The 15,241-nt window shown below is 43.5% G+C and carries 13 protein-coding genes and 1 tRNA gene; 12 read left to right on the top strand and 2 right to left on the bottom strand.

What is annotated here, in order from left to right:
• The first annotated feature begins 141 nt into the window (after positions 1–141).
• From MBUR_RS00955 to MBUR_RS14050, 6 genes are all read left to right on the top strand, one after another.
• Positions 142–1,467, top strand: coding sequence for a KamA family radical SAM protein (locus MBUR_RS00955; protein ID WP_011498358.1), 1,326 nt, complete (start codon positions 142–144; stop codon positions 1,465–1,467).
• Between the two features lie 154 nt (positions 1,468–1,621).
• The gene (gene ileS, locus MBUR_RS00950) at positions 1,622–4,798 is read left to right on the top strand and encodes an isoleucine--tRNA ligase (protein ID WP_011498357.1); all 3,177 of its coding nucleotides are present in this window, start codon (positions 1,622–1,624) and stop codon (positions 4,796–4,798) included.
• A gap of 15 nt (positions 4,799–4,813) precedes the next feature.
• Positions 4,814–5,437 carry a 6-hydroxymethylpterin diphosphokinase MptE-like protein gene (locus MBUR_RS00945; RefSeq protein ID WP_011498356.1) on the top strand — a complete coding sequence of 208 codons (624 nt, stop codon included), beginning with the start codon at positions 4,814–4,816 and terminating at the stop codon, positions 5,435–5,437.
• A 270-nt stretch (positions 5,438–5,707) separates the two neighbouring features.
• Positions 5,708–6,844, top strand: coding sequence for a DUF373 family protein (locus MBUR_RS00940; protein WP_011498355.1), 1,137 nt, complete (start codon positions 5,708–5,710; stop codon positions 6,842–6,844).
• 18 nt (positions 6,845–6,862) lie between these two features.
• Positions 6,863–7,627: an MTAP family purine nucleoside phosphorylase gene (locus tag MBUR_RS00935; protein ID WP_011498354.1), complete on the top strand. Its 765-nt coding sequence runs from the start codon at positions 6,863–6,865 to the stop codon at positions 7,625–7,627.
• Between the two features lie 101 nt (positions 7,628–7,728).
• Positions 7,729–8,139: a hypothetical protein gene (locus MBUR_RS14050; protein ID WP_198003831.1), complete on the top strand. Its 411-nt coding sequence runs from the start codon at positions 7,729–7,731 to the stop codon at positions 8,137–8,139.
• Here the strand turns inward: MBUR_RS14050 and MBUR_RS14675 are convergent.
• Positions 8,118–8,300 (bottom strand): hypothetical protein, encoded by a 183-nt coding sequence (locus MBUR_RS14675; RefSeq protein WP_157196605.1) that lies wholly within the window; start codon positions 8,298–8,300, stop codon positions 8,118–8,120. The two genes, MBUR_RS14050 and MBUR_RS14675, sit on opposite strands and share 22 nt — an antisense overlap.
• Before the next feature lie 276 nt (positions 8,301–8,576).
• Positions 8,577–9,479: an RAD55 family ATPase gene (locus tag MBUR_RS00925; protein ID WP_011498353.1), complete on the bottom strand. Its 903-nt coding sequence runs from the start codon at positions 9,477–9,479 to the stop codon at positions 8,577–8,579.
• Between the two features lie 172 nt (positions 9,480–9,651).
• Here MBUR_RS00925 and MBUR_RS00920 point away from each other — a divergent pair, with 172 nt between their 5' ends.
• The 6 genes from MBUR_RS00920 to MBUR_RS00895 all read left to right on the top strand — a co-directional run bounded on the left by MBUR_RS00920 (position 9,652) and on the right by MBUR_RS00895 (position 15,240).
• Positions 9,652–12,129 (top strand): DUF5814 domain-containing protein, encoded by a 2,478-nt coding sequence (locus MBUR_RS00920; protein WP_011498352.1) that lies wholly within the window; start codon positions 9,652–9,654, stop codon positions 12,127–12,129.
• A gap of 90 nt (positions 12,130–12,219) precedes the next feature.
• A complete protein-coding gene (locus MBUR_RS00915) occupies positions 12,220–12,591 on the top strand; it encodes a DUF3467 domain-containing protein (RefSeq protein WP_011498351.1) in 372 nt (123 codons plus the stop codon).
• 139 nt (positions 12,592–12,730) lie between these two features.
• Positions 12,731–12,955 carry an LSM domain-containing protein gene (locus MBUR_RS00910; protein ID WP_048063118.1) on the top strand — a complete coding sequence of 75 codons (225 nt, stop codon included), beginning with the start codon at positions 12,731–12,733 and terminating at the stop codon, positions 12,953–12,955.
• A gap of 23 nt (positions 12,956–12,978) precedes the next feature.
• On the top strand, positions 12,979–13,329 hold the full coding sequence (locus MBUR_RS00905; protein ID WP_011498349.1) for a helix-turn-helix transcriptional regulator: 351 nt from the start codon (positions 12,979–12,981) through the stop codon (positions 13,327–13,329).
• A 74-nt stretch (positions 13,330–13,403) separates the two neighbouring features.
• Positions 13,404–13,481: transfer RNA gene (locus tag MBUR_RS00900), tRNA-Glu, on the top strand.
• A gap of 391 nt (positions 13,482–13,872) precedes the next feature.
• Positions 13,873–15,240 carry an NAD-dependent succinate-semialdehyde dehydrogenase gene (locus tag MBUR_RS00895; protein ID WP_011498348.1) on the top strand — a complete coding sequence of 456 codons (1,368 nt, stop codon included), beginning with the start codon at positions 13,873–13,875 and terminating at the stop codon, positions 15,238–15,240.
• Position 15,241: the final 1 nt, after the last annotated feature.

Genomic DNA, 15,241 nt, shown 5'->3' with positions numbered 1-15,241 from the left:
GGGAAATTAATATATAATGAATCGGAATAGGAGAGTTCAGAATTTAACAACTATATATTATTTGTAGTGTAATTTGTCTAAATCACAAATCATTTCAAGGACTAATTGAAACCGCTGGCATAAGGTAGCTTTTCTAAAAAAATGGGAGGTATCAGCATAACTGGTGCTACAAAACGAGGTTTCCGCGCATACACCCTTTCAAATTACAAAGAGATCCCACAGATACAGAATTTTACTCAGGAGCAGCAAGAGGATATCGGGATCGCTGCAAGGATATTTCCATTCCGCGTTAATAATTACGTCATCGATGAGCTCATTAATTGGGACAATGTACCCAATGACCCAATGTTCAGACTTACTTTTCCTAACAAGGACATGCTATTGCCCCCTCACTACAAGGAGATGAAGCACCTATTACACACCGCTGCATCGGAAGAAGAGGTCCAGCAGGCAATACATAAGATACGTTTGACCCTGAACCCACATCCTGCAGGGCAGCTTGATAAGAACGTTCCCGAACTTAACGGCAAGGTCCTTGAGGGAATGCAACACAAGTATAACGAAACCGTCCTTTTCTTCCCCACACAGGGACAGACCTGCCATACATTCTGCACTTTCTGCTTCAGGTGGGCACAATTCACCGGCATGAAAGACCTGAAGTTTGCCAGCCGGGAGATAGAGACATTAGTATCATACCTCCAGGAACATCCCGAGGTAAAAGATGTGCTTTTCACAGGAGGAGACCCTATGACAATGAGCGCAAATCTCCTGAAAAGATATATCGAACCTATCCTGGAAGCAGATATTCGCACGATCGAGAACATCAGGATAGGGACAAAATCATTAAGTTACTGGCCACAACGCTTTGTTTCTGACAAGGATAGCGAAGACATACTGTCCCTGTTCTCCAATGTTACCGACCACAACAAGCACATGGCAATCATGGGACATTTCAACCACCCGGTAGAGCTTACTACAGATACAGTCAAGGAAGCCATAAAGAACATACGCGCGACCGGAGCACAGATACGAACCCAGTCGCCCCTGATAGCCCACATAAATGATGATCCGGTCATCTGGGAGCAGATGTGGAGAGAACAGGTACGCCTTGGGTGCATACCTTATTACATGTTCATGGTAAGGAACACAGGTGCAAACCACTATTTCGACACCCCCATATCAAAAGCATGGGAAATATTCCAGGAAGCATACCAGAACGTGAGCGGACTTGCAAGAACTGTACGTGGACCAAGCATGTCCACTGACCCAGGGAAGATAAATGTCCTCGGTACACAAGAAATAAACGGTGAAAAGGTCTTTGTGCTTGAATTTCTGCAAGGACGTGATTGTAGATGGGTGCGTAAACCATTCTTTGCGAAGTATTCTCCAACAGCCTCATGGCTTACCGACCTTGAACCTGCATTTGGAAAAGAGAAATTCTTCTTTGAAAATACAAGCACAATTTGAGATCAGGGCAGGGCTCATTAGCCCCCTTAACCTTATACAGATCACATTTTTTATAAAATATATGTCTTTTTAACATAATATTTAAATCTGTTACCGCATTAGGATAATACCTATACATAGCCAAAGAACTGGACATACCCAGGAGGGCACCATCATGATCAAAGAAGTTACTGACCAGTACAATGCCAAAGAGATCGAAACAAAAGTTCATGAATTCTGGGAGGCGAACAACGCCTACAGATCAGTACGTGAACACCGAAAAGGCGCTAAGAAATTCTATTTTGTGGACGGACCACCATACACTACAGGCCATATCCATCTTGGTACTGCCTGGAACAAGATAATCAAGGACAGTATCCTGCGTTACATGTCAATGAACGACCATGACATTCTTGACAGGGCAGGCTGGGACATGCACGGATTACCTATCGAAGTAAAGGTAGAAGGTGCCCTTGGTTTTGAATCAAAGAAAGACATCGAGACATATGGTGTCGGTAATTTCATTGAGAAATGTAAGGAGTTCGCACTTCGCCAGAAGGATGATATGACCGAACAGTTCCAAACCCTTGGTGTCTGGCTTGACTGGGAAGATCCTTACATGACACTTAAGGATGAGTACATCGAGGCTGCATGGTGGACACTTAAGCAAGCACAGGACAAGAACCTGCTTGAAACCGGAAAGAGAGTGGTCAACTGGTGTCCAAGATGCGAAACTGCGATCGCTGATGCAGAAGTCGAATATGAGGACCGTGAAGACCCTTCAACATATATCAAATTCAAACTAAAGGATGAAGACAACACTTTTGTTGTCATCTGGACTACGACCCCATGGACCATCCCGTCCAACATAGCTGTAGCAGTTCATCCAGAATTCGAGTATTCAAAAGTAAAAGCTATCAGTGAAAATAGTGCAACTGAGATATTGATAATCGCATCAGAGCTTGTTGAGAACGTTCTCAGAATTGGCAGATATTTAGATTATGAAATTCTCAGTACGATGTCAGGCAAAGACCTAGAGGGTACAGTTTACGAGCACCCCCTTGCAGACCTTGTGCCTTTACAGGCAGAGATAGAACACAGGATATGCAATGCAGATTACGTTACAGCAGATAGCACAGGTTGTGTCCACATTGCACCCGGACACGGTGTTGACGATTTTGAAGTTGGCGTAAAGAACGAATTCCCGATCTTCTGCCCCGTAGGCCCTAATGGTAGTTACACCCATGAAGCAGGAAAATATTGTGGAATGAACATCCTTGACGCAAACCGCGTTGTTATGGATGACCTGCTGGAGAGAGGACTTCTCATGGCCGAGAGAATGATCAGCCACAGGTATGGTCATTGCTGGAGATGTAAAACAGCTATCATATACCTTGCAACCGAACAGTGGTTCCTGAAGATAGGCGAGCTAAAGGAAGATATGCTCGAAGAGATCAAGAAGGTGAACTGGACACCAGAATGGGCAGGTTCTGCAAGGTTCAAGGATTGGATAGAGGGTGCACGCGACTGGTGTATCTCAAGGCAGCGCTACTGGGGTATCCCGATCCCTGTATGGAAATGTTCAAGTTGTAACAGCCTGACGGTTGTCGGAACCCGGAAAGAGCTTATAGAACGCTCCGGAGCAGACCCCCATATCGAGCTGCACAGACCTTATGTTGACAAAGTGACAATACCATGTGAGTGTGGCGGAACCATGAAACGTGTCGAAGATGTCTTCGATGTCTGGTTCGATTCTGCTGTTGCCTCCTGGGCAACATTGAGGTTCCCACATCAAAAGGAGAAATTCAATGAATGGTGGCCTGCCGACTTCATCACAGAAGGACATGACCAGACACGTGGATGGTTCTATTCACAGCTTGGAGCCAGTATGGTTGCATTCGGAAAAGCACCATACAAGAATGTACTAATGCACGGTTTCACTCTTGACGGCAGCGGAAAGAAGATGTCAAAGAGCATTGGCAATGTCATACAGCCCGCCGAGGTCATCGATAAGTTCGGTGCAGACACCCTTCGATCATATGTACTGTCAGCCAGTGCACCATGGGAAGACCTGAAGTTCAACTGGGATGAGCTGGCAACAGTGCACAGGACGAACAACATCCTGTGGAATGTATACAGATTCCCGCTTCCATACATGGCACTTGATGATTTCGACCCTCAGAAGGTTTCATACGAATCCGTTGAAGCTTATTTGAGAAGCGAGGACAAATGGATCCTTTCACGCATGCAGACAGTGATCGCTGAGGTCAATAAGGCAATGGATGCGAGATTACTGCACAAGGCAATGCGTTCCATCAATGAATTCGTGCTCGAGGACCTTTCAAGATGGTACATCCAGCTTATCAGACCAAGAACATGGGTCGAAGCAGACAATCCCGACAAACTGGCAGTCTACAGGGTGCTCTACGATGTGTTCGTGACCACTGCAAAGTTGATCGCACCATTCATGCCACACCTTGCAGAAGAAATGTACCAGAACCTTGTGAGGAACATTGATGAGAATGCACCTGTGACCATCCACCTCTGCGATTGGCCAGTTGTCAACGAAGCACTTGTTGACACCAGTCTTGAAGCACAGATGAAGGTCGCACGCTCTATCGTCGAGGCCTCTTCCAACGCTCGTCAGAAGGTAGGACGTAAACTCAGATGGCCGGTTTCCCGTATCGTTGTCAGTCCTACAGATGAGAACACTATTGCAGCTGTCGAAGGACTGCGCTCTGTCCTTATGGACCAGACCAATGCCAAGGATATCGAGACTACCAAGGTCGGCGAAAGCTGGAACGAGCTTGGAGTGGAATCCACACCTAACCCCGGCGCTATCGGACCGGTCTTCAAGGGAAATGCAGGTAATATCAGTGCCGCTATCGGTGCAATGGATGCTTATGACCTGAAGAAAGGACTTGCTGGCGGAGAGATGGAAATTAGCCTCGCAGACGGTACGAACGTAACCATCACCGAGAAAATGGTCAATTTCAGCGAAACAGTTCCGGAAGATGTGGGAAGTGCTGAATTCAATTGTGGAGTTGTCTTCGTTGATGCAAAGCTCACCCATGAAATAGAGTCAGAAGGATATTCAAGAGAGGTCATACGTAGAATACAGGACATGCGTAAGGAACTGGACCTTGATGTCGATGACAGTATCAGAGGTCACATACAGATCAGCGATGAAAGAGTACTCGACCTTGTTCTCGACTTTGAGAACTACATTGCAAAAGAGGTACGTGCAAACGTGCTTGTGATCGGTCTGGATGTCGAGACAACCGGAGAGCTCGCAAAGGAATGGAATGTCGAAGGCATCCCAATGACCATAGCGATCTCAAAGGAAGAATAATACGAGGGTATAAAAATGGATTTTAAAAAGTGGGAGCCAGTCTATGAAGCGATCCTCGAGGACTTCGGTTTCTCAAGGGAAGATGATCAGAATGCTGCCACCATTCTTTCCCATCTTCTGATAGGACCTAACACCGCAAGTACCGATGTACTTGAAGAGCTCATTTCTGGAAAGGATGTGCTGGTTTGTGGGAATGCACCCACACTGGCACAAGAGCTCGATCAGGTCAAGATAGAAGACCACGTTGTCATCACAGCCGATGGTGCCACTGCAACCCTTGTTGACAGAGGTATCATCCCGGCCGTTATCGTGACAGACCTTGACGGCGATGTGGAAAAAGAGATACAGGCAAACAAGGAAGGCTCAATTGCAGTCATACACGCCCACGGCGATAATATTGAACTTATCCTGAAGTATGCTCCAAGGTTCAAAAACATCATCGGCACCACACAGGCAGCACCCTTTGGCAACATATACAACTTCGGTGGTTTCACCGACGGTGACAGATGTGTTTTTCTCGCAGGCGAGTTCAATGCAGCCAGCATAACCCTGGCAGGTTTCGATTTTGACGATGAGAACGTAACTGAGATGAAATATAAGAAGCTTGGCTGGGCGAAGAAGTTGCTCGGTGTCTTGTGAGCATTTCATTCTTTTTTATTCTTTTTTTTATCAAATTAATATTTTAGGAGAATATACGAAGCATTAGTTAAAGTCTAACACAAGAAATAAACAACTTTTTCAGACAGACCCCTTGTTGATATTATTTTATGGGTCACCCATAAATATTGATAGCAATAACAATAATACAGTATATTTTATATTGTTTTAATTGTAATATTCATTAAAAATATAGTCCGATGTCACATTATAAATAAAATGACGTGCATTGTTAACTTCTAAAGAGGTTTTATGCGAACTTTAGTGATCTGCATCGACAGGGATAATGACCTGGGAGAAAAGGCGAATGTCTCCAGCCCGATCATAGGGCGGGAAGATAATATCAAAGCTGCAGTGGAACTTGCAACTGTTGACCCTGAAGACTCCGACTCAAATACGATATTCGGAGGTGTCAATGTCCTCAATGAACTACACTCAAAAGGTATCGATGCAGAAATTGTGACCTTTGCAGGGGACAAGAATGTAGGGATAATATCAGATCAGAAGATAGTTGTCCAGCTTGATGCATTCCTGGAAGAGAATGATATCACTAACGCAATCTTTATTTCAGATGGTGCAGAAGATGAAACCCTTTTACCCATCGTCCAATCACGCATCAAGATAGACTCAGTAAAACGAATAGTGGTCCAGCAGAGTGCAAATCTTGAAAGTACATACTACATCCTCAAGAACGCATTCAATGACCCGAAGATATCACAAACGTTCTTCGTACCAATTGGACTTACAGCATTGATTTATGCGATATTCCTTCTGGCAAACTATCCAGAAGGTGCTATAATTGGCATTTCAGCAGCCATAGGTGCTTACATGCTTTACCGCGGATTCAATCTTGACCAGCCTTTCGCTCTTTTAAGAGAAAGGATGAAGGGCTCCTTCTACGAAGGTCAAATGACATTTGTGACAAATACAATTGCCATAATCCTTGCAGTAATAGCCACAATGATAGGGGCAATCACGTTGTGGAAGTACTTTACCACAGGCGGTGGCTGGTATTATGGACTTATCACGTTATTTACCGTATTCATCAATGTTACCGTCTGGTGGTATGTGATAGCTATACTTTTTGCCAACATCGGAAAAATGGTTGACCTGAAAAGAAACGATCATTTTTCATTAAAAGATGTTTCTCCATCTCTATTCATTACAGCAATGGGATTGCTTTTCTGGGGTGCAAGTACCTACATACTTACAATCGGTGCATTCCCTGGTGCAACAGACTCACCCAACTTTAGCATCCAATATTTCATATATTCAGTAGTAGGAGCAATAATAATTGCTCTTGCAGGCATTAAGATATCCCAGAATGAATCCATTTATGACACAAAACGTAAGATCACGAAGGGTAAAAAGGATAAAAATAAGAACTAAACCGACAAATTACCACCCATGAGCATAGATGTAGCAATACTTGGTGGTGTCGGATCCTCTTCTTTTACAGATGGAGATACAAAGATCATAGCCACACCCTATGGAGATGTGGGTGTATCTATTATCCAGAACAATGGAAAGAGCATTGCAATGATCTCAAGACATTCCGGTGCAGCTGAACATGTACCCCCACATATGATCAATTACCGTGCGATCATCTGGGCTATCCGTGAAATTGGTGTAAAAAGGATAATCGCAACCAATTCAGTAGGCACCATGAAAGATCATCCAATAGGAAGCTTTGTCGTAACTGATGATTTTATCGACCTAAACAAAAGTCGCATATCCACATTCTACGATAAGAATACCGTTCATGTTGACATGACGGAGCCATATTGTCACATAATAAGTAAATGTCTTATGGATTCACTTGATAAAAAAGGTCTCAACTACACCAGAGGCACCTATGTATGTACCGAAGGGCCACGTTTTGAGACACGGGCAGAAATAGCAATGATGAGCACTTTCGGAGATGTTGTGGGGATGACAGGATTACCGGAAGTTGTGTTGGCAAGGGAACTGGAACTTTGCTATGCATCCATTTGTACCATCACCAATCAGGCTTGTGGAATGACCGATAACAAGATAACTGCAGATGAAGTTGTAGAAAAGTTAGCCACAACACAGGATATCCTGCTGGAAATACTATTCGATGCCATCGACAATCTTCCTATGGAAAGAAATTGTGACTGCAAAAATGCGACCAGTGGTGCACGGCTTTAAGACAATACAGACTTAACGTTAAAAGGTAGGCAACCCATAATGCCTACCCCATACATCCTTAAAATAACAGACCTATTGATCAATGATCTACTAGAACTTCAATGAACTTTCTGAACCTTTCATCATTATCTAGAGCTGAAAATTCGAATATTCTCACACAAGGATTGATAATTCCAAGAGCATCTTTTATCAAAATAATTTATTCAATATCATTAGGATCGATCTTGTTTATACCGATGATTTCTGATTCATTGATCTGCTTAATGACGAATTGCGGCAATTTATCTATATCACTGTTAAAAGTGCCTGCATCAATAAGTTATACAAGTAGGAAGGACATGTCTGAAAAAGGCAGATGTTCAAGACTTTCTCTTATCCGGGCTGGAAAAACAGGACCATCAAGCTCTAGGAACACAAATTTAGGTATAAATTCATCAGCCATATACTTTAATGCCTTTTCAACACTGAACCGCAAGCTACAGGGAGACAATCAACAAATAACTCTTGTATAGATACCTTTCGATAGGAAAGGCATCCTTGTCAAGCCTAGCATCACCTTTACCGGCAATAATAATTGCCAGTTTCCTCCCCCTTTCACCCAGATAATCCCAATCTTGCCTATTGAAGTAGTTTTCCCACTCCCCTGCAAACCACATAAAAGAATTGATCTCATGGAATTATTAGATATTTGGACCTGTTGACGTATAAACGTGACCTTCCATCACTAAAAAAGAAATGCATGAATTATGACAATGAAGCATAAATGCAGCCATATCAGATCCAGTTTAATTTATAGAATATAAAAGATATTTTGCTTCTCGGAGGATTCCAAATTAAAACATGACAGCATCTAGACCCCGTTTATGCAATAACATTTCCACCATTCATCATTAAAAGTGATATGACCAGGAAAAAAACAAAGTGAAATATTGCCGAATTATTTTGCTCATCACGCAATATCTTTAGAAGTATCGATCTGCACACCTTCTGAAATGTTGAATTTGAGAACATCTGAGTTAGGCACCATTCCACGTATCTTAGGAATTGTTAGCTTGCTTACTATATGATCAGCATTGTGGTCAACTTTTACATCGAAGATAACATCAGAAGTGTTTAACACTTCATTTTCGATCAGATCATCCTGACTTCCCTTCAATGCATAAAGGTAGGTCATACTATTGGTCTCCTTAGAGTTTTCGTAGATTATATTGGTTAGCCGTTTCAGTAGACCAGGGTTCACATTGAGATTCATGAAGAATGTAAAATTGTCAAAAATGATATTAATGTCTTCGTCACCAGCATCGTTCTGGATGTTTTGTAGATTATATTCAGTGAACTCGATTATCTTAGAGTCGATATGCTCATTGCCTACATTATCGATCATATCACCAAGTGGAGTAAAATAATACTCGCTATAGATATCGACAAATATGATGCGAGAAGGATCAAGATTCTGGTTTATTATATCCCTCTGAATATATTTAGGTCTGCGACCAGTGGTAAAATAGTATGTCTTGCGTGATTGAGTGAATTCGTAAAGGAAAACCTCTGACATTGATCGAGGGTCTGCTGAAAAATAGACCATGGAGCTAAGCGGTAAACCTCCGCCAAGACTTCGGTCCAGAACATAGATACCTGTTGGTGAAATGATAGGAGCCGTATAGACCGGAGTCTGCATTTCAGGTATTTGATTATTAGCGAAAACTTCCGACTTTGGGACAGCACATAATTCAAGTTTCCGCTTGTAAGGCCCCTCTTCCGAGACGGAGAGTTCTTGAACTGCCACTTTTTGTTGTTGAGATACTCTTGGAGTGTTTATTACTTCTACACCCATCGAAAGATTACCTGACATGTTCAATTCCTCCATACCGGCATATTCAATACGATCTTGATAGCCATATTAAAGTATGTATGTACACGCATATAAAGAACATGAGCATATGTTACCAATGTATGCGCATAGAGTGTGCAAACGTTCGAAAAACCATGATTTATATATTAGTAAATCTCTTTGAAATCAGAAAATGACATTGTGGACATTCCTAAAAGCTGAGAAGGCAAAGGTCATCGTAATGGCGATCAAGGACCGTAAAAGAGTGCCACTTCTGACCGGAGAACTTATCCTTCGCCCCTCATCTGCAGGCCCACGTCCGCACAAATTCCGCGTGGTCAAAGATGAGAAAGATGATTTAAGACCACCAGAAGAGTTCATAGAGCTTCTTAGGATCTCAGAACGCATTCTTATCGACATTGAAAGTGAAAAAAGTAGCGAAGCTGCTGTCAGGGAACTCATTACAGATTTCCATCTGGAATCGGAAGATGTGCATGTGTGCAGATTCTGCCTACTGAAAAAACAGTTCAATTTCATTAATAAAAAGTCGATCAAATATCATCACGAACTTATTTGCGAAGATTGTGCAAAGGAAGAACTTGAGATGGCACTTCGTAATGCACATAGTTATATTGGTGATGAAGCTGCAGATCGCATCCTACATATCATGCTCACCACGCGTGATCTTGACCGCACCATAGGTATGCTCAGCCCGGAAGAACTTGACCTTGAATATACACGATTCGATACGATAGAGCAACAGACACATGCCAATAAGATAAAGATAAAGGATGTCCCGCTCTCAAAAAAGCTTAAAGATATACTGCTTCAAAAATCCGATACATTCCTGCCGGTACAATCACTATCCATCGAAAAGGGATTGCTGGAGAGAAGGAATCAGCTTGTTACATCAGTTACTGCTACCGGAAAGACCCTTATTGGAGAGATCGCAGGTATTGAGAACATCTTGCATGGACATGGAAAGATGCTCTATCTGGTCCCTCTTGTGGCACTGGCGAACCAGAAATATGATCAGTTCAACAAACGTTATTCAGGGATAGGACTCAATACCTCGATAAGGGTAGGAAGTTCGAAGATAAGGACATCGAAGACAAAGAAGATGAAAAGGGGACTTGATGCCGACATTATAGTGGGTACATATGAAGGTCTTGACGTTATACTTCGTACAGGGGATGCCGATCTTCTGGGACAGATTGGTACTGTGGTCATCGATGAAGTGCATATGATAGAAGACTCTGAGCGTGGTCACCGCCTAGATGGAGTTATCGGGAGGCTCAAGTACGTTGCATCAGGTGCTCAGTTCATTTACCTTTCAGCAACTGTAGCAAAACCAAAGTTGCTCGCAAAAAGACTCAATACCGAGCTTGTGGAATATGAATACCGGCCGGTACCCATTGAAAGACATCTGCTTTTCTGCCCGGATAGCAGCAAGATAAGACTGATGACAAAGCTTGCCAAGGACGAGTATGCCAAGGTCTCTTCGAAGGGACACCGGGGACAGACGATCATATTCACAAATTCACGCCGGAACTGCCACAGTATAGCACAGGCAATATCGATACCTGCATCCCCATACCATGCAGGTCTTTCAATGGAGGAAAGAAAGAAGGTCGAAAGACGGTTTGAGAAGGGAGATATACCGGTCGTGGTAACTACAGCAGCCCTTGCTGCCGGAGTGGATTTCCCGGCATCACAGGTCATCTTTGAATCCCTGGCCATGGGCATAGAATGGCTGAACATGCAGGAGTTCCTTCAGATGCTTGGTCGTGCAGGAAGACCTGATTTCCATGACCGGGGTATTGTGGTCTTGCTTGCCACCCCTCAGAAACATTATACCAGTGAACAGACCGGTACTGAAGAGGAAGTTGCCATCAAGCTCCTGAATGGTGAAATGGAACATACGGATGTGAAGTATGGTGAAGAGGAACAGATAGAGGAAATACTGGCAACCGCTGCCGTTACTAACTCTAAAAGAGATCTGGAGACCATACACAAAAACATGCTGGCAGACTTTGAATTTAGTTCACTGCTTGCTAAATTGAAAAAGAAGAAGTTTATTACGATAAAGGATGATTCCATCGCACTTACGAAGTTCGGAAGTATTGCAGCCGGACATTTCCTTTCGATCTCAAAGGCATTCTTGATACGTGATGCAGTCCTTTCAGATCATAGAGCCATAGAGATCGTCACAAATCTCGAGTTCTTTGAGGCTGTTTATTTCAAGTATGCAGCCCAGATATCAACTGCCCTGAAGATAAATATGCCTTCGAGGGTATTTCAGGGAGCTTCAATGGATATTGTTATGGAAGGTGAGAACCTTTCGAAACTTGAAACCAAGATGCAGGATCAGATACTGGACTTTGCTGCGGATTTCCTGACGTGCGGATGCAAGGACAGCCCATTTTGCGGATGTCCTGAACATTTGTTCTCCGAGAAGATCATCAACATGAGGATGGATGGTTATGATCCTATACAGATTGTCAGGCAGCTTGAGGATAAGTATGGAATTACTGCTTATCCTGGTGATATGCTCGGTTATCTTGATGATACCATAAGGAACCTTGATGCTGTTGAGAGGATCGCGACAGTATATTCAAAGAAGGATATCGCATATTCTGCAAGGGATTTGAAAAAGCTCATTGAAGGCTGAGAAGAAGTTTGTTCTGAATGGGACAAACCCTTTTAAGCGATGTTGACAATTACTTTTCAAATAAGGCATGCTTTTGAAGGATATATTAATATGACAGAAGAAAAGACCACTCCTGAAGGGAATGTTACAAAGAAATTGAAGATAGAGGTCATTAAGCCGGAGGACTTCAAACAGACCTATGCTATTGGTGCATTAGGTGGCCACAGTCCATACGATTTTAGGATCGGTTTCTATAATGATAGTCCTAAGGGGTTTGAAAAATCTTCGAATTCACAGGTCATACAGAGGTCCATCGAGACAGAAGTGATAATGTCGCCTCTTGCCGCACTGGAACTGTCCCAGTGGCTTGAGCAGCACATTCGTGACTTTGAAGCTATGTTCGGACCCATCACGAAAGTGAAGAACCATCTACTTCCGGTAGAACAGCCAGAAGATACAGCCGAAATACAGGGATATATCTAAGAGATTACCTACTATCTACAATTTGTGGGAACGATGTTTTACTTCTAATCGGTAACCATAAATAGTAGGCAGAACACTTTACTTTTTCCGATATATAGTATTGATTATTATCTATGAATAATGATGTGAGGATACGATCTTGTTCCCAAATAAGAAAGTTCAGAAAATGATTGGATCTAAAGTACAGGTAGAGATGAAGGGCGACCAGCACATCCTTGAAGGTACGTTACAAAGTGCTGATGACTACCTTAACCTGCATCTGGTGGATACTACAGAAATTGCTGATGGACAGCGCCTACGATCTCTTGGTTCCGTTGTATTAAGAGGAAACAACATAATTTTGATCGTGCCTGTAGAGAACTAAGCTTTTATTTTCCGGAAAGAAACATGGAAATAGAAGAGAAGACTCTAAAGATCATACAGGATAGCAAGGACGGCGTTTTTCAGAACGAGCTCTGGAAGCTACTGGAGATCGATAGCCGTAAGTGCTCAAGGATACTTAACAAGTTGATCAAAGCGGAGCTTATTTCCCGCGAATCATCTGTTAATAATGGAGCTAGCACATATCTTATCAAGATAGTTGCTCCGGAAGAGGAATCTTTCGATCTGCTCCTTGCAGGAGAGATGTTCTCCCCTTGTGCAGGCTGCAGACTTGCCTGCCAACCCGAAGAATGCGAACTGTTGTCAGCATGGGTCAGCCAGCTGAACGCAGAACCCGTAGAGACAGAAGAAGAATAAATCAATCCAACCAAAAGGTATATATCCTTAATACCCCTTATTGGGGTCGCTCCAATGCGAGCGAAAAACAGCGTGCTCCGGTAGTGTAGTCCGGCCAATCATTCCAGCCTTTCGAGCTGAAAACTCGGGTTCGAATCCCGGCCGGAGCACCAAACAATCTTTTTTAAAATGTTATTAACAATACATAAACATTCTACCATTACAATTAAGCATCTTTTCTGAAAATTCCGTTAACACAGAGCCAACGGCTACAAGCATGGAAAGACACACATAACCTGAGCCTAGAGCCTCGGATAACTTATTCACTGCTTGTTCGCTATCAATACGACCTTTTTAAGACACAACCGGAAGTGTGACTGGGATGTGAACTTTCAGATCATATAGATTCATGCATGTAAGGTCCATGAGACCATATTGAACTGTCTCACAATTTGTTTTATATCGCATGTCAAACAACATTGATATGGGTAAATGAGGGGGATTTGAAAAAACCTGTAAGGTAGGACTTGAGCTTGTATTCCTCCGATCAATGGGAGTGATCACATGAAGAAAATAGTCTCTATGAATCCGGCAACAGGGGAAGTAAATGAGGAAATTGAACTTTATTCCGAAGAGAGGATCAACCGGACCATAACAAAGGCAAGAACTACTTTTCTTGAATGGAAGAACCTTGACATTTCCGAAAGAGCACATTATCTAAAAACGGCGGCAACGCAACTAAGAAAAGACAAGGATGAACTGGGCCGTATCATAACGATCGAGATGGGTAAACCCATCAAGGAGTCAGTTCCCGAAGTGGAGAAGTGTGCGTGGGCTCTCGAATACTACGCAGAAAATGCGGAGAATTTCCTTGCGCCGGAAGCTGTGGAAACCGATGCCCTGGAATCCGGGGTCTCATTTGAGCCAAAGGGAGTGATACTCAGCATAATGCCCTGGAATTTCCCGTTCTGGCAGGCCCTTCGTTTCGCTGCACCGGCACTTGTAGGAGGTAATACAGTCATACTGAAGCATGCCAGCTCCGTGCCCATGTGTGCTCTTGCAATTGAAAAGGTGTTTGCTGATGCAGGTCTTCCGGAAGGAGCATTCCAGACCCTGATTATCGACGGCAGGACCGCCTCGGAACTCATCGCAAGGGATGAGATCGCAGCAGTCACTTTCACAGGCAGTCTTACTGCAGGCAGGAAGGTGGCGGAAGCTGCAGGCAGGAATATGAAAAAGGCCGTGCTTGAGCTTGGAGGCAGTGATCCGTTCATCGTTCTTGATGATGCCAATGTAGAGATGGCCGCAAAGGCAGGAGTGAACAGTCGCTTCCAGAACGGCGGCCAGAGTTGCATTGCAGCCAAGCGTTTCATAGTTACAGAAGCTGTGGCCGATGAGTTCCTGCGTATCTTTATTGGATCCGCACGAAAGCTACAGGTCGGAGACCCAATGGACCCACAAACAGATGTTGGCCCCTTGGTCAATGCGCAACAGGTGGACATCATTGATGCACAAGTAAAGGATTCTGTGGACAAAGGTGCCGAACTCCTGCTTGAGGGGGGAAGACTTGACAGGCTAGGGTCATTTTATGCACCTGTTATCCTCAGTAATGTCAACGAGAACATGCGTGTGTTGAAGGAAGAGACATTCGGACCCGTTGCACCTGTTATCATTGTCAAGGATGAAGAGGAGGCCATACGGGTTGCAGGCAACAGCGATTTCGGGCTTGGTGCCAGCCTGTGGACCGAAGATCGGGAACATGCAATGGAAATTGAAAAACATATTGAATCCGGCATATTGTCGGTGAACTCAATGGTTGCTTCGGACCCCCGCCTTCCATTTGGCGGTGTTAAGAAGAGCGGCATAGGACGAGAACTGTATAAGTATGGACTTTATGAGTTCATGAACATCAAGTCGATAAAGGTGTATTGAT

Origin of the sequence: Methanococcoides burtonii DSM 6242 (genome assembly GCF_000013725.1) — an archaeon.
Classification (GTDB): domain Archaea; phylum Halobacteriota; class Methanosarcinia; order Methanosarcinales; family Methanosarcinaceae; genus Methanococcoides; species Methanococcoides burtonii.
Note: the sequence above shows the minus strand (reverse complement) of the source record. Positions and strands in the feature narration are given on the sequence as shown.